The following is a 16,864-nucleotide window of genomic DNA, read 5'->3' as shown; positions in this document are numbered from 1 at the left end:
CTAAAATGGCTAAAAAAGTTGTAACTGATATAGATTTAAAAGACAAAAAAGTTTTAGTTCGTGTTGACTTTAACGTGCCAATGAAAGACGGTAAAATCACTAACGATAACCGTATTGTAGCCGCACTTCCAACTATCGAATACATCTTAGAACAAAACGGCAAAGCAATCCTATTTTCTCACCTTGGAAAAGTAAAAACGGAAGAAGATAAAGAAGGGAAATCTCTTCGTCCAGTAGCCGCTCGTTTAAGCGAATTACTTGGTAAAGAAGTGAAATTCGTTCCTACTACTCGTGGTCCAGAACTTGAAAAAGCAATTGCTGAGTTAAAAGACGGCGAAGTACTTCTTTTTGAAAATACACGTTTTGAAGATATCGACGGTAAAAAAGAAAGCAAAAATGATCCAGAACTTGGAAAATACTGGGCTAGCCTAGGCGACGTTTTCGTAAATGACGCTTTTGGTACTGCTCACCGTGCGCACGCGTCTAACGTTGGAATCGCTTCTAACCTAGAATCAGCGGCAGGATTTTTGATGGAGAAAGAAATCAAATTTATCGGCGGTGTAGTTGACAATCCAGCTCGTCCTCTAGTAGCAATCCTAGGTGGCGCTAAAGTTTCTGACAAAATCGGTGTTATTGAAAACTTACTTACAAAAGCAGACAAAGTACTTGTTGGTGGCGGAATGACTTTCACTTTCATGGCAGCTCAAGGTCAAGAAATCGGTAAATCTCTTTTAGAAGCAGATAAAGTCGAACTTGCTAAAGGCTTACTTGAAAAAGCTGGCGACAAATTAGTATTACCAGTTGATGCTGTGGTATCTAAAGAATTCAGTAACGATGCTCCTTTCCACACAGTGAATGCAGATAGTATTCCTGCTGACGAAATGGGACTTGATATCGGTCAAGCTACAATCGACTTATTTACTAAAGAACTTCAAGGTGCTAAAACAGTTGTTTGGAATGGTCCAATGGGCGTATTTGAACTTAGCAACTTTGCTAAAGGTACAATTGGCGTTTGTGAAGCTATTGCAAACCTAACTGATGCAACTACAATTATCGGTGGTGGAGATTCTGCAGCAGCAGCTATGGACTTAGGTTTTGCTGACAAATTTACACATATTTCCACTGGTGGCGGTGCTTCTCTAGAATATCTTGAAGGTAAAGAACTTCCTGGTGTTGCTTCCATTAGCGACAAATAAGCTGAACCAAAAATAATTTTTAATATCGAGAGGATGTTTATCCAAATGCGTAAACCAATTATTGCTGGTAACTGGAAAATGAACAAAACGGCTGCAAAAGCTGGACAATTTGCAGAAGACGTAAAAAATAATGTACCTTCAAGCGATGCTGTTGAATCAGTAGTTGCTGCACCGGCTTTATTTTTACAAGAATTAGTTCGTCTTACTGAAGGAACTAATCTACGTGTTTCTGCACAAAACTGTTATTTCGAGGACGAAGGTGCTTTCACAGGCGAAATTAGCCCGTTTGCACTTGCTGATTTAGGTGTTTCTTATGTGATTATCGGACACTCTGAACGACGTGAGTATTTCCACGAAACAGACGAAGATATCAACAAAAAAGCACACGCAATCTTCAAACATGGCATGACACCAATCATTTGTTGTGGTGAAACACTTGATCAACGTGAAGCTGGTCAAACTGATACTTGGGTTCGCGGTCAAATCCGTGCAGCACTTGCTGGATTAACGGAAGAACAAGTAATCAAATCTGTTATTGCTTATGAACCAATCTGGGCAATCGGTACTGGAAAATCTTCCACAAGTGCTGATGCAAACGAAACTTGTGCAGTTATTCGTGCCGAAGTTGCAGATGCTGTATCTCAAAAAGCAGCAGACGCAGTTCGTATTCAATACGGCGGTAGCGTAAAACCTGAAAACATTGCTGATTATCTTGCAGAGTCCGATATTGACGGAGCTCTTGTAGGTGGAGCAAGCTTAGAACCAGAATCGTTCTTAGCATTATTGGAGGCAGTAAAATAAAATGAGTAAATCACCTGTAGCAATTATTATCCTCGATGGTTTTGGTAAACGTGCAGAAACAGTAGGTAATGCTGTAGCTCAAGCGAACAAACCAAATTTTGACCGTTATTGGGCTAATTTTCCTCACGGGGAACTTAAAGCTGCTGGACTTGACGTTGGTCTTCCGGAAGGTCAAATGGGTAACTCCGAAGTTGGCCATACAAACATCGGAGCTGGACGTATTGTCTACCAAAGCTTAACACGTATTGATAAAGCAATTGAAGAAGGCGAATTCCAAGAGAATAAAGCCCTAAACAATGCTTTTACCCATACAAAAGAAAACAATTCGGACCTACATTTGTTTGGCTTACTTTCAGACGGCGGTGTGCACAGTCATATTAATCACCTCGTTGCACTACTTGAAACAGCCAAAGACAAAGGCGTGAAAAACGTTTACATCCATGCATTCCTTGATGGACGTGACGTGGCTCCACAATCTTCTGTAGAGTATTTAGAAACATTACAAAAAGCCATTAGTGATTTAAACTATGGCGCGATTGCAACTGTTTCTGGCCGCTTCTATGCAATGGATCGTGACAAACGCTGGGAACGTGTTGAAAAAGCATATAAAGCAATCGTAAGCGCTGAAGGTGAAAAATTTGAAGATCCAATCGAACTTGTCAAAGCTTCTTACGCTAATGACAAAAATGATGAATTCGTTGTTCCAGCTATCATTACTAAAGAGGGCAAACCTGTTGCAACAGTAAAAGACAACGATGCAGTTATTTTCTTCAATTTCCGTCCTGACCGAGCGATTCAACTTTCTAACGCGTTCACTGATAAAGAATGGGACCATTTCGACCGTGGTGAAAATCACCCTAAAAACATCAAGTTCGTTACAATGACTCTTTACAACCCAAGCATTGTTGCAGAAGTTGCATTTGAGCCAATTGAAATGAAAAATGTAATTGGTGAAGTACTTTCTAATGAAGGTCTTGCGCAACTGCGTATTGCTGAAACAGAAAAATACCCACATGTTACCTTCTTTATGAATGGTGGACGAAATGAAGAATTCCCTGGTGAAAGCCGAATTCTCATCAACTCGCCAAAAGTAGAAACATACGATTTGCAACCTGAAATGAGCGCGTATGAAGTAACAGACGCACTTGTGGAAGACATCAAAAACGACAAACACGATGCCATTATCTTAAACTTTGCAAACCCAGACATGGTTGGACACTCAGGTATGCTTGAGCCAACTATTAAGGCAATCGAAGCAGTAGATGAAAACCTTGGCCGTGTAGTAGACCTTATTTTAGAAAAAGGTGGATCAGCGATTATTTTTGCCGACCATGGTAATTCTGAAACAATGTCTACTCCTGAAGGAAAGCCACATACAGCACACACTACCGTTCCAGTTCCTGTAATTGTAACGAAAAAAGGTGTAACGCTTCGTGAAGGTGGTCGTCTGGCTGACGTTGCGCCAACTATGCTTGACTTGCTTGGCGTTAAAAAACCTGCCGAAATGACAGGCGAAAGTTTAATTCAAAAATAATTTTAGTTATTGCTTTTGTTTTTTAGAAAACAGAGCTACAATGAAAACGAATTTAAAAACGGATGGGTCTTTGAATGATTAATTTCTTCATTCAAATGAATCCAACAAAGGAGAGAATTATAAATGTCTATTATTACTGAAGTTTATGCTCGCGAAGTCTTAGATTCCCGCGGTAACCCAACTGTTGAGGTTGAAGTTTATACTGAAGCTGGTGCGTTTGGTCGTGCTTTAGTTCCAAGTGGTGCTTCAACTGGTGAATACGAAGCTGTAGAATTACGCGATGGCGACAAATCTCGTTACCTTGGAAAAGGTGTTTTAAAAGCTGTTGAAAACGTAAACGATATTATTGCTGACAAAATTATCGGTTTTGACGTAACTGACCAAATCGGAATTGACAAAGCAATGATCGAACTTGATGGTACACCTAACAAAGGTAAATTAGGTGCTAACGCTATTCTTGGTGTTTCTTTAGCTGCTGCTCGTGCTGCTGCTGACGAACTTGGCGTACATTTATATGAATATCTTGGTGGAGTGAACGGTAAAGTTCTTCCAGTTCCAATGATGAACATCCTTAACGGCGGAGAACATGCTGATAACAATGTCGACGTTCAAGAATTCATGGTAATGCCTGTTGGCGCTCCTAACTTTAAAGAAGCATTACGTATGGGTGCTGAAATTCTGCACGCACTTAAAGCTGTACTTAAAGGTAAAGGCTTAAACACTGGTGTTGGTGATGAAGGTGGATTCGCTCCAAACCTTAAATCCAATGAAGAAGCGCTTGAAACAATCATGCAAGCAATTAAAGATGCTGGTTACAAACCTGGCGAAGAAGTTAAACTTGCGATGGATGCTGCATCAAGTGAGTTCTATAACCGCGAAACTGGTAAATATGAACTTAAAGGTGAAGGTGTAACTCGTACTTCTGAAGAAATGGTAACTTGGTATGAAGAAATGATTACTAAATACCCAATCATCTCTATTGAAGATGGCCTAGACGAAAATGACTGGGACGGATTCAAACTACTTACAGAACGTATTGGTGATCGCGTTCAATTAGTAGGTGACGATCTATTTGTAACTAACACAACTAAACTTAAAGAAGGTATCGAAAAAGGTATCGCTAACTCCATCCTAATCAAAGTTAACCAAATTGGTACTTTGACTGAAACATTGGATGCTATTGAAATGGCTAAACGCGCTGGCTACACTGCAGTTGTTTCCCACCGTTCTGGTGAAACAGAAGATTCCACAATCGCTGACATTGCAGTAGCTACAAACGCTGGTCAAATCAAAACAGGTGCACCTACTCGTACTGACCGTGTTGCAAAATATAACCAATTACTCCGCATCGAAGACAATTTGGCTGATCTTGCTGAATATCATGGTAACGACACTTTCTACAACTTAAAAAAATAAGTTGATTGAATAAAACGCTAAACACCGCGAAAAGTAAAATTTTCGCGGTGTTTTTTCTGTTTTAAAAATAACTAGTGGGGTAATGTTTTGAAGAGGAGGTAATGCTGATGAAAGTAAAAAATGCTCAGACCTCAAAAGTGCTCGAAACTCCAAAAATCAAAGACGCTGTGGTGCATGAAAAAAGCCACCCCTTAGCCGAGAAGCATTCTGTACCGAAGAAAATCATCCATGCAGATATGCCGCAACAACAATTCCATCGGAGACTGATGAAATAAATAATACGTCTGATTCTAGCAATAATGGAATCAGACGTATTTTCATTTGACTACGATAGAAACAATGCATTTTTATAGGAAATCAAGTATAATCTGGTGTAAAATAAGGATAGAAAAAGTTTCCACAAGGAGAAATGCTCTATGATTGCAAAAATCAACGGAATTAACTTATTTTATAAAATTGTAGGAGAAGGCGAACCGGTTCTTTTGATTCATGGAAATGGTCAAAGTCACCGTGCGATGAAGCAGATAACAGATGACTTAGCGCTCGATCATATGGTGATAGCAGTAGATAGCCGAGGTCATGGTAAAAGTGATGCTGGAACTACACCGCTAGATTTTGAAATAATGGCATTAGATATGCTCTCGCTACTTGATTATTTAAAAATCGATAAATATAAAGTTGTTGGCTATAGCGATGGTGGGATTATTTCTCTAGTAATGGGGAAAATGCAGCCGAGTCGCCAAATTGCATCTGTTGTTATTGGAACAAATTATCATGTTAATCAAATTCGGTTCTTGCCAGATTTATTTTGCCGGGTTGCTTATGGAGCAGCATGCGTTTTTGCGCCATTTAGCCGTTTTTTCGATCGAATGAAACGCCAACTCGCCTTGACAATTTATCATCCGCATATGTCAGAGGCAGACTTAGAGAGAATTAGTGCGCCACTTTTAGCTGTAATAGGTGAATTTGATATGATTTCTTCGGAAGATACACAGAAAATGATTCATTCCGTTCAGTGTGGCGAGATGGAAATTATCAATAATGGAACGCATTTTTTACCGCGGCAAAATCCAAAGCAATTGTTACAATTAATTCATAATTTTTTCGCAGGTTTAAACGCAAAAATTCACAATTGAAATATACCAAAAACCCTTTCATATCAAGGTGTTTCAAACATTCGAAAAAAGTATTTGACAACTTTGAGAGATAGGGTTAATATTGGTCTATTGGTCAGAACTCAAAAGTTAGCTTATTTACTTGATATGAGCTACAATAGAGTGGATTACAAAAGTGATGATATTAGGAGGATTGCGTAAAAATGAGTGCGGATCGTAGCTTTACGTTAAAAGCGGGAAATCGTGCTGTTTTGCTCTTGCATGGCTTTGCAGGGACTACAGAAGACGTAAGAGAACTTGGAGAAATTCTAGCAGAAAATGGGTACACAGTACATGCGCCAAATTTTAGGGGGCACGGGGATGAACCCGCTATTTTCTTGAAAACAACACCGGAAATGTGGTATGAAGATGCGGTGGCTGGATATCGTCAACTTGAAAAAGATGGATATAATGAAATTGCAATTGTCGGAGTGGCTATGGGTGGTGTTTTTGCACTCAAAATGGCAGAATCATTTTCACCAAAAGCGATTGTTCCACTATGCGCCAATGTGAACCGCAAAATGCGTTATATTCCAATCGAAAACTATTTAACTAAACAATTAAAGAAACAAGGTATAGTAGAACAAGAAGCCGATAATATGTTGAAAAATTACCTTCCTGAGATTGACATTATGACGGAAGCACGTGCTAGTTTTTACAAAAATGTTGCAAGAGATATCGAGAAAATTCACGTTCCAACTATGATCGGTCAGGGCTGCCAAGATGAAGAAATCGATGCAGATAACGCCAATTATATTTTCAAACACATTCACACAGACGATAAACAGTTGTGTTTCTATGCAGGATCAGGTCATGATATTGTCAATGACTGTGAAAAAGATATTTTAGAAGAAGATTTAATCTACTTCTTGGACGATTTAGTTTGGCTAGAGGAAAAAGTTGTTTAATAATTGTATCGAAACAAGTCTTTACGTATAATCACAAATATGGTAAAATTATCTTTAGTCAAATTGGGCGGTTTTAGGAGGAAAGAACAATGAGTACAGTTTTAACGGTCTTACTTATCATCGTATCAGTACTGTTAATTACAGTTATCATACTTCAACCAGGTAAAAGTGCTGGCCTATCCGGCGCCATCTCTGGTGGAGCTGAGCAATTATTCGGTAAACAAAAAGCAAGAGGACTAGAACTTATTCTACATCGTACAACCATCGTTCTATCCATTGTTTTCTTCGTAATACTAATTGCACTGGCATACTTTGTACAGTAACGAGAGTTAACCACCTGAATGAAAATTTAGGTGGTTTTTTATTGGAGTTCTCAGGAAGCGTACTAAGCTTCCCTAGAACTCCAATACAAGGCGTAACAAAGTGAAGCGTTGTTTCCAAAAAAACGGAAGTATCCATCAAATAGAGAAAACCCAAGAAACTAAAAACAATCAGCTACCCAAGAACTCCAATACAAGTCACACCTATTAAAAATAACTAACACGACAAAACTCCCAAAAGAATCAAGGAGCGAAAGTTACTATGAAAATAACACCACCACAACCATTTTTATTCGAAAAAGGTCCTCGAGCAGTATTGCTTTTACACGGATTTACAGGAAGCTCAGCGGATGTTAGAATTCTAGGTAGGTTTTTACAAGAAAATAATTACACATGTTATGCACCTCAATACAGAGGTCACGGTGTGTCACCAGATTTATTATTACAAACAGGCCCGAAAGAATGGTGGGAAGATGTTCTTGCAGCATATGACCACTTAAAGTCGCTTGGTTATAAAGAAATAGCTGTGGCTGGACTTTCACTAGGGGCACTTTTTTCATTAAAATTAGGTTTTTCTAAGCCATTAAAGGGAATTATAGCCATGAGCACTCCTACAAGAATGGACAGCTCATCGCCAATCATTCAAGGCTTTTTGGAGTATGTTCGTAATTATAAAAAATTAGAAGGTAAAACACCAGAACAAATTGATAGTGAAATGTTGGCATACAAAGACGCGCCAATGAATACCATTGCAAAACTAAAAGATGAAATAAATGGTGTGGCTGCTGAAATGGATATGATTTATGCCCCAATTATGGTTGTTCAAGGGGAAAAAGATGATATGGTCGATGTAAGCGGAGCACAGTTAATTTATGATACAGTAGAGTCAACAGAAAAAGAATTACATTGGTTCAAAAATTCTGGTCATGTAATAACACTAGATAAAGAACGAAAAGAAGTAAATCAAGCTATTTTAACCTTTTTAGATAGTCTAGACTGGCAAGAATAAACAATTTTTAAAACAGAGAGAGGAGGGACAGAAGTGGAACAAAAACAAATGGAAGAAAAAATTATTAATCTATTAACTGAAACGCCGAATAAAACATTCGCGTTAGAAGATTTAGAAATAGAAATAGCTTTAAACAATGCAGATGATTTTAAATTAATGGTCAAATCTTTAGTAAAACTGGAAGATTCCGGAACTATTGTCCGCTCAAGGAAGAATCGTTATGCCCTACCTGAAAAAATGGATTTAGTAAAAGGAACATTCCGTGCCCATGAACGTGGTTTTGGCTTTGTTCTCCCAGAAGAGAAAGAACTGGACGATATTTTTATTCCACCTAATGAAGTAAAAGATGCCATGAATGGAGACCTCGTTTTTGCGACAATTACAAAACGCAAAGGGGACAATTTGGCAGAAGGAACTATTAAAAAAATCGTTGAACGAAAAACGACACAAATTGTCGGAACTTATATGGAAGATTTAACAGGCACGCCAATCGTAATACCTGATGATAAGCGACTTTTTGGTGAAGTAGAGATTGACTTAGAAGATGGTTTAAAACCAGTAGATGGACATAAAGTGATTGTTGAATTAACTGAATATGCAACTGGAAATGCTCGTGCTAGAGGTGTTGTGAAGTCGATTATTGGACATCGTAACGATCCTGGAGTGGATATTTTATCGATTATTCATAAACATGGTATTTCCATCGCTTTCCCAGAAGAAGTTATGGAGCAAGTGAGTAAGGCTCCTGATGTTGTGGATAGCTCTGATATAGGCAACCGTCGTGATTTACGTGATCAAGTCATTATTACGATTGACGGAGCGGATGCCAAAGATTTAGATGATGCGGTAACAGTACAACAATTACCAAATGGCAACTGGAAATTGGGTGTTCATATTGCAGATGTAACGCATTATGTTACAGAAGGCTCACCACTGGATATTGAAGCTCAGGACCGTGGAACGAGTGTTTACTTGGTTGACCGAGTAATTCCGATGTTGCCACACAAATTATCCAATGGTATCTGCTCGCTTAATCCGCAAGTAGACCGTTTTACAATGAGTTGTGAAATGGAAATTGATGCAGATGGTCACGTAGTTAAGCATGAAATTTTTGAAAGTATCATTAAAACAACAGAACGAATGACCTATACGGATGTAAATGATATTTTAGTTGAAAAAGATGAAGCTTTACGCGAAAAGTATGCAGCTATCGTTCCAATGCTTGAAGCAATGCAAAATTTAGCAGAAATACTTCGAACTAAACGAGAAAAACGTGGTGCGATTGATTTTGATTTTAAAGAAGCTCGTGTGGTAGTTGATGAAGATGGACATCCAGAAGCTGTTGTAATGCGTGAACGTTCTGCTGGGGAGCATCTGATTGAAGAATTTATGCTTGCGGCAAACGAAACAGTGGCAGAACATTTCCACTGGATGGATGTACCATTTATTTATCGTATTCATGAAGATCCAAAAGAAGATAAACTAGCTCGTTTCTTTGAATTTATTACTAATTTCGGCTTAATTGTTAAAGGGACTGCTAATGATATTCATCCAGCAGCATTACAACAAGTGCTAGAAGAAGTAAAAGGTAAGCCAGAAGAAATGGTCGTTTCAACGGTGATGCTTCGTTCTATGCAACAAGCGAAATATGATACGGTAAGTGCGGGACATTTTGGTCTATCAACAGATTTTTATACGCATTTTACATCACCAATCAGACGTTACCCAGATTTGATTGTTCACAGGCTAATTAGAGAGTATTTAATTAACGGGGATGTTCGTCCAGAAACACTAGAAAAACGCGCTGAGGAGCTTCCTGAGATTGCTGAACACAGCTCGAAAATGGAACGCCGAGCAGTGGAAGCAGAACGTGAAACCGATGAACTCAAGAAAACCGAATTCATGGTTGATAAAGTTGGTGAACGTTTTATTGGTATCATCAGTTCTGTAACGAATTTTGGCTTATTTATTGAGCTGCCAACAACCATTGAAGGTTTAGTCCACGTTAGTGCAATGAAAGGTGATTACTTCAAATTCCACCAAAACCAATTAGCAATGATTGGTGAACGTACAGGTCAAATTTATCGTATTGGTGATGAAGTAGAAGTAGAAGTAACTAAAGTAGACGTAGACGCTCGCGAAATTGATTTTGCGCTTCGCAGTGAAGGTAAACCAGGTCCAGTTAGTGAAAAACAAAAACGTCAACGTGAAAAACCAATAGATAAAACGAGAAACATTAAGAGCGGTACAAAAAATAATCGTAATAAACGCCGAACTGGTGAATCAGAAGATCTGAAACCAAAATTAGAACGTAAAGAAGACGATTGGTATACTAAGCCGAAGAAGAAAAAGAAGAAAAAACCTTTTTACCAAGGTGTAGCAAAAGAAAGCCCGAAAAAGAAAAAACGTCGCTAGAAAGGATGGGGAGTTATGCCAAAAGGTGATGGTAAACTAGTCGCGCAAAATAAAAAAGCGCGCCACGATTACGCAATTGAAGAAACTTTTGAGGCTGGCATTGTCCTGCAAGGTACTGAAATTAAATCCGTTAGAAATGCGCGGGTAAACTTAAAAGATTCCTATGCACGTATTGATAAAGGGGAAATTTTCTTACACAATATGCACATTAGCCCATACGAACAAGGGAACCGCTTTAATCACGATCCACTTAGAACGCGCAAGTTACTGCTTCATAAAAAACAAATTAGCCGTTTAATTGGAGAAACAAAAGAGTCTGGTTATTCGATTGTTCCGCTAAAAATGTATATTAAAGATGGCTACGCAAAAGTCTTAATTGGAGTAGCTAGAGGTAAAAAGAAATACGATAAACGTCAAGATTTAAAACAAAAAGAAGCAAAACGTGATATTGAGCGTGCTTTCAAAGAACGCCAACAATAAAAGCCTAAATCTAGTCATTCAGCTTAAACAGTTGAAGAAACTAGATTTAGGCTTTTTTTATAAATTAATCTTTGTTGCTTCATTTAAGGAAAGCTGCTCAATATCATCATGCAGGAAATAATTAATTTCATCTTTAATGCCACTTAAAATCCGCTCTTCTTCAAGGACTTTAGCAACTCGAAGCGCCCGTTGCATAAATACTTTTCCAGCCTCCTTTTCCCCTAATTTATACAGCACAATGCCTTTTTTAGCTACAGCCATACAAAACTGGATATAGTAGTGATTTTGCTTAGCTATTTTAATGGACTTTTCGATAAAGTATAAGGCAAGTTCATACTTTTCATCTAAAATTAAGTAAGTGGCGCGATTGACGTGAAGGGAAATCTCAATCGAAAGAGTTGGGTATAAATAGCGATATTTCTTAAGTTGAACAATTAATCGATTGACAATATGTTGAGCGGTTTCATTTTCAAAAATAAAGAAAATATTTCTTAAGACCATAATATCATTCCAAAATAATTCACCTGATTTGGATAACCTTTCCCAAATGTAAGCTACTTTTTCTCGAGCTAATTTGAAATCATGTTCTTTTTCGGCAAGCAAAATACCTTCAAGAGAAGCTTTCACATCTGAAATAAAGATATCAGTTGGGTGTTCTTTTAAGTAATCCTCGCATTTGGAAATAACATCTGTGAGAATATCTGTTTCTGAAGAAGTGAGAATCTTGGAGTATAAGTAAAGGATATTTTCTTTTGGAGAAGGTGTAAAATCACGCTTAACGAACTCAAATTCTTCTAGTGTCATATTAAAATTAAGTAAGATTTGAATAAAACGGTCTATACTCGGCATGATCTTATTATTCTCAATCTTTTGGTAATTAGAACGACTTAGTGCTTCAGAGCAAGCTTCTTTTTGTGTTAAGCTCTTACTTTTTCGAATGAATTTTAACGTATCACCGACATTTTGCATAAAACACAACTCCTTTTGTTCAAATTTGATGTATTTTAATTTTATGTTGGGTTTCTAAGATAGAATTTAGGCATAGATAAAAAAAGGAGGGAGACAACATGTTAACTTTTTTAACAAGTATTAACTGGTTATTCTAGGTTAGCTATGCAAGTTCTTCTGATGAACGCAATTATTGTTTTTCCATGAATGTGGTCTGGCATAATTGCGTTTTTTGTGGAAGGAGGTTAATTTGAATATTTGTAGTGTATCTGTGAAAAATTATAACATTATGTGATTATATGTACAACACAACTATTCTAAAATTAACAATTTTGAAAAATATTGCATCAAAAGTAGTACTTTTTTTGGACAAAGGCGAATAAGGGAGGAAAGTGAGATGAAGCGGAAGACAAGAAAAATTAGTTTGATTTTTATTTTAGGTATACTTATCTTTAGTTGTTTGAGTGGATTTGGGACGAATGTTTGGGCGATGGACGGAGAATTTCACTCGCCATATGGAGATGATGATTTATACTCTGTTCAACCAACAGAGCGTTCACCAAGAGATCCAAAAGCAGGGGAAGATGTCACTCTAAATATAACAACTTGGCCAATTGAAGACGGAGATAGTGTTTGGGTTGAGTGGACAAAAAATGGAGTGGCACAAGAAAAGATAACCGCAGAATATGATTATAATAGTGGAAACAATACTTACTGGAAAGCAGATTTAGGAAATTTTGAAAAAGGGGACGAGATTACTTATACTACAAAAGGATCTGCTAATGGAGGTACAACTTATGAAAGTGGTCCATTCACTTTTTATGTAACGGATTGGGAATACGTGGAGAATGTTAGTAGTGTAGTTGATAATGGAGATTCTATTACGTTAAATATGACAGCGACGGCAGGGGGATTTATACCGAAGTTATATGTCTCTTTTGAAGACATAGATACACTACGTATGGAACTTTCACCAACTGGTAAAGAAACAGGACATGGTGGTAAATCAGAATACACTGTGGAAGATGGTGCAGATGAAATAACGATTACAACCGATGATTTACGAGTGGAAATACAAAAATCGCCATATCGAATGGAAGTTTATCAAGCAGATGGCACTTTACTTACTAGTGAATATACAACAGCAAATAGCTTAGGTTGGTTAACTGACGGGAAAAATGTCATTAATCAATATCAAAATAATTTTGTAACACCAAATGATGAAGCGTTTTATGGTTTTGGTGAGCGTTATGACACAATCAATCAACGTGGAAAAGATGTAGAAACTTATGTCTATAATGAATATCAAGATCAAGCTCAAACAGAAAGAACTTATTTAGCAGTACCATTCTTTGTAAGTGCTAATAAATATGGTATGTATGTTAATTCGGATTTCCATTCACAGTTCCAAATGGCTTCTAAAGTAGAAGACAAGTACAGCTTTGTTTTGGACAATGATGGAGATATGACGACGATGCTAGACTATTATGTTATTAGCGGCAAAGATCAAAATGATATTGTGAATAATTATACAGATATAACTGGGAAAACCACTTTGCTACCGAAATGGGCTTTTGGCCTTTGGATGTCAGCAAATGAGTGGGACAGAGATTCAGATGTTAGTACAGCACTAGCTAATGCAGAAGAAAACGAAATTCCAGCTACTGGATTTGTATTAGAGCAGTGGAGTGATGAAGAAACGTACTATATCTGGAATGATGCAACCTACACAGCTAAAAAAGACGGGGAAGCATTTGGCTATGACGATTTTACTTTTAACGGGAAATGGGCAGATCCAAAAACAATGGTGGATAGTGTTCATGATGCAGGAATGAATATCGTTTTATGGCAGGTACCAGTATTAAAAGATGATGGTACTGTTTACGAACAACGAGATAATGATGAAGAATACATGATAAGTCAAGGGTACAGTGCGGATGACGGGACAGGAGCACCATATCGTGTTCCAGCGTCTCAGTGGTTTGGAAATGGGATATTACTAGACTTCACTAATGAAGAAGCAGTAGATTGGTGGACGTCGCAACGTGAATACTTATTAACAGATGTGGGTATTGATGGATTTAAAACAGATGGTGGAGAAATGGTCTGGGGACGCGATACAACTTTCTCTAATGGTGAGAATGGACAAGAAATGAGAAACCGTTATCCAAGTGATTATGTTTCTAGCTATTTTGATTTTGCGAAGAGCATTAATCCAGATGCCGTTTCATTCAGTCGTTCAGGAACTTCAGGCGCACAAAAATCTGGAATTTACTGGTCAGGCGATCAAACTTCGACCTTTGAGTCATTCCAATCATCCGTGAAAGCTGGACTTAGCGCATCTACATCAGGTGTTTCTTATTGGGCTTGGGATATGGCTGGATTTACGGGGAGCTATCCGACATCAGAACTTTATAAACGGGCAACAGCAATGGCAGCATTTGCACCGATTATGCAGTTCCACTCGGAAAAATCAGATCCTTCGCCAAGTGAAGAGCGCTCACCTTGGAATGCAGTAGCTAGAACAGGTGATGAAACAATTTTACCAACGTTCCAAAAATATTTATATACAAGAATGAATTTATTACCATACATTTACACTGCAGCGAAAGATACTGCTGACAATGGTAAATCAATGATGCGCCAAATGGCAATGGATTATCCGGATGATGTGAACACACATGGTTTAGATGAACAGTATATGTTTGGTGATGATTTATTAGTAGCACCGATTGTACAAGAAGGTCAAACTGAAAAAGAAGTTTATTTACCTGAAGGAGAATGGGTTGATATTTGGAATGGTGGTATTCATCCAGGTGGAGAAACAATTTCTTATTATGCTGATGTCGATACTCTTCCAGTTTTTGCAAAAGCTGGAGCGATCATCCCAATGAATATGACAGCCGGTTATCAACTGGGCCAGAATGTCGGAAATGATATAGATGCTTATGAAAATCTAACTTTCCGTGTTTATCCATCAGGAGATAGCGAATACAGCTTTTACGATGATGTCAATGGTGGAGAAATGCGTGATATTAGTGTTTCCGAAGACTTTGCCAATGAAAAAGTAATAGTAAATCTTCCTGCAATGGCAGATGAAACAACTATGCAAGTTTTCAGCACAGAACCAACAGACGTTACGATCGATGGAACAGAAGTAGCAAAAGCAGATACACTTGATGCATTTAATGAAGCTACAACTGGCTATTACTATGATTCCTTGCAAAATCTAACTTATGTAAAAGCTGGGATCAAAACTAGTGCTCAAACGATTGTAATGAATGGAACAAATCATGCGCCATACGAAGCAGAATTCGGTCATTTAACGAATGTAACTACTGCAAATGACCATGCTGGATATACTGGCACAGGATTTGTAGCAAGCTTTGATCAAGAAAAAGAAGCGGTCGAGTTTGATATTGATGCAGTTGATGGAGCTTCAGAGTATACAATGGAAGTTCGTTATAGTGCTGGTGTAGAAGATGCGACAAGAACTGTTTATGTGAATGGTTCAAAACAAAAAATCAATTTACCAAAAACGGCCGATTGGGATACTTGGGCAACAGTGGAAGTTCCGGTAACCTTACATGATGAAAATAACCGAGTCGTCTTTGATTTTGAAGCAGATGATACGGCGGGGATTAACTTTGATCATGTAGTTATTAAGAAATGAAATAGAGCCACCCTTTTTATCAGTAAGAAGGGTGGCTAAATTGAAAGGAGTAGTATGAGTGAAAAAAATAATAGGGATGGTATTTATAGCTATTTGTTGTATAATCTTTATTCCAGTTACAAAAGCGCAGGCTGAAACGGTACCATTGCCAGCTCCAATTATTGAAGCTTTTCCGGTTGAAGCAATTGCAGAAGCTTTTGCAGAAGAACTTGATAAAGATTCTGTCAATGATATTATTACTCAAGATGATTTGGATACGATTGAAGTAATTCCTTTACCAGGATTAGACTTAACAGGTGAAGATTTAAGTGTGCTTAATAATGAAGTATTTCCTAATGCAGTAGAATTGGCTATTTGGAGTAATAATATCGGTGAGATGCCTTCACTATCAGCAAGTTTACCTGCCTTAGAAAATATTCAAGCTTATAGTGCAAATATTACTTCTTTTCCAAATGAAGTCTATCCTAATTTAACAACTATAGATATGCATGGAAATGATTTTGGCTTCAATATTCCTCTTTTTATTGGGATGGAGAGTCTAGTAGATGTTAATTTGGAATATGCAGGGCTTTCTGGATATGTTGCAGAGGATATTTGGATGAATTTGACTAACTTAGATACACTTTTGCTATTCCAAAATCATTTAATTTCTATTCCAGAAGAAATATTCCAATCAAAACAACTTAGAAGCTGGTCTTTTGATGAGCAAACAGCAACATATCCCCCAACAACGATTAAACAGGGGGAGAATTTAGAAGTTTTTGTTCCATTTATCTATCAAGCGTTAGATTTTATTGTGCCAAGTAAGGATAACTTGATTATTATTCGAGATAACGGCCAAGAATTATATAAACCAGTGTATCCAACCTATGAAGGGTCATATATGTATACAATTGAAACCGCCTTCTTAGAACCAGGAGAACATTTGCTAGAAATTTCCTTAGGTTATAACGGTGGAGAATATGTAGGGTGGTATGATTTTCCAGTAACAATCACTGAATAAAAAAGGG

14 protein-coding genes are annotated in these 16,864 nt (G+C 37.7%); 13 read left to right on the top strand and 1 reads right to left on the bottom strand.

Features of this window, described 5'->3' with window-relative positions:
• The first annotated feature begins 5 nt into the window (after positions 1–5).
• The 11 genes from CKV67_RS14840 (at position 6) to smpB (ending at position 11,233) form a co-directional block, all read left to right on the top strand.
• Complete coding sequence (locus tag CKV67_RS14840) at positions 6–1,196, top strand: phosphoglycerate kinase (RefSeq protein ID WP_014093673.1); 1,191 nt, start codon at positions 6–8, stop codon at positions 1,194–1,196.
• Positions 1,197–1,241: 45 nt separating this feature from the next.
• Positions 1,242–1,997, top strand: a complete 756-nt coding sequence (tpiA, locus tag CKV67_RS14835) for a triose-phosphate isomerase (RefSeq protein WP_014093672.1) — start codon at positions 1,242–1,244, stop codon at positions 1,995–1,997.
• A 1-nt stretch (position 1,998) separates the two neighbouring features.
• Complete coding sequence (gpmI, locus tag CKV67_RS12350; protein ID WP_014093671.1) at positions 1,999–3,531, top strand: 2,3-bisphosphoglycerate-independent phosphoglycerate mutase; 1,533 nt, start codon at positions 1,999–2,001, stop codon at positions 3,529–3,531.
• Positions 3,532–3,654: 123 nt separating this feature from the next.
• The gene (gene eno, locus CKV67_RS12345) at positions 3,655–4,947 is read left to right on the top strand and encodes a phosphopyruvate hydratase (RefSeq protein ID WP_014093670.1); all 1,293 of its coding nucleotides are present in this window, start codon (positions 3,655–3,657) and stop codon (positions 4,945–4,947) included.
• A gap of 101 nt (positions 4,948–5,048) precedes the next feature.
• Positions 5,049–5,222, top strand: a complete 174-nt coding sequence (locus CKV67_RS12340; RefSeq protein ID WP_014093669.1) for a hypothetical protein — start codon at positions 5,049–5,051, stop codon at positions 5,220–5,222.
• A 141-nt stretch (positions 5,223–5,363) separates the two neighbouring features.
• Complete coding sequence (locus tag CKV67_RS12335; RefSeq protein WP_014093668.1) at positions 5,364–6,083, top strand: alpha/beta fold hydrolase; 720 nt, start codon at positions 5,364–5,366, stop codon at positions 6,081–6,083.
• Between the two features lie 182 nt (positions 6,084–6,265).
• Positions 6,266–7,009, top strand: coding sequence for an alpha/beta hydrolase (locus tag CKV67_RS12330; protein WP_014093667.1), 744 nt, complete (start codon positions 6,266–6,268; stop codon positions 7,007–7,009).
• An 89-nt stretch (positions 7,010–7,098) separates the two neighbouring features.
• Positions 7,099–7,332 (top strand): preprotein translocase subunit SecG, encoded by a 234-nt coding sequence (secG, locus tag CKV67_RS12325; protein ID WP_014093666.1) that lies wholly within the window; start codon positions 7,099–7,101, stop codon positions 7,330–7,332.
• A gap of 259 nt (positions 7,333–7,591) precedes the next feature.
• Positions 7,592–8,338 (top strand): alpha/beta hydrolase, encoded by a 747-nt coding sequence (locus CKV67_RS12320; protein ID WP_025280083.1) that lies wholly within the window; start codon positions 7,592–7,594, stop codon positions 8,336–8,338.
• Between the two features lie 33 nt (positions 8,339–8,371).
• A complete protein-coding gene (rnr, locus tag CKV67_RS12315; RefSeq protein WP_014093664.1) occupies positions 8,372–10,753 on the top strand; it encodes a ribonuclease R in 2,382 nt (793 codons plus the stop codon).
• A gap of 15 nt (positions 10,754–10,768) precedes the next feature.
• Positions 10,769–11,233: an SsrA-binding protein SmpB gene (smpB, locus tag CKV67_RS12310; RefSeq protein WP_014093663.1), complete on the top strand. Its 465-nt coding sequence runs from the start codon at positions 10,769–10,771 to the stop codon at positions 11,231–11,233.
• A 57-nt stretch (positions 11,234–11,290) separates the two neighbouring features.
• Here the strand turns inward: smpB and CKV67_RS12305 are convergent, their stop codons facing one another.
• Complete coding sequence (locus CKV67_RS12305) at positions 11,291–12,202, bottom strand: helix-turn-helix domain-containing protein (protein ID WP_014093662.1); 912 nt, start codon at positions 12,200–12,202, stop codon at positions 11,291–11,293.
• 376 nt (positions 12,203–12,578) lie between these two features.
• Between CKV67_RS12305 and CKV67_RS12300 the strand changes: the two genes are divergently transcribed.
• Both CKV67_RS12300 and CKV67_RS12295 read left to right on the top strand, forming a co-directional pair.
• Positions 12,579–15,854, top strand: a complete 3,276-nt coding sequence (locus CKV67_RS12300) for a TIM-barrel domain-containing protein (protein ID WP_014093661.1) — start codon at positions 12,579–12,581, stop codon at positions 15,852–15,854.
• 58 nt (positions 15,855–15,912) lie between these two features.
• Entirely contained in the window at positions 15,913–16,857 is a 945-nt protein-coding gene (locus tag CKV67_RS12295) for an internalin N-terminal domain-containing protein (protein ID WP_025280082.1), read from the top strand.
• The last annotated feature ends 7 nt before the right edge of the window (positions 16,858–16,864 follow it).

The sequence above is a fragment of the Listeria ivanovii subsp. ivanovii genome (assembly GCF_900187025.1).
GTDB lineage: Bacteria > Bacillota > Bacilli > Lactobacillales > Listeriaceae > Listeria > Listeria ivanovii.
The sequence above is the reverse complement of the archived record's forward strand: the minus strand, read 5'-3'. Positions and strand labels throughout refer to the sequence as shown.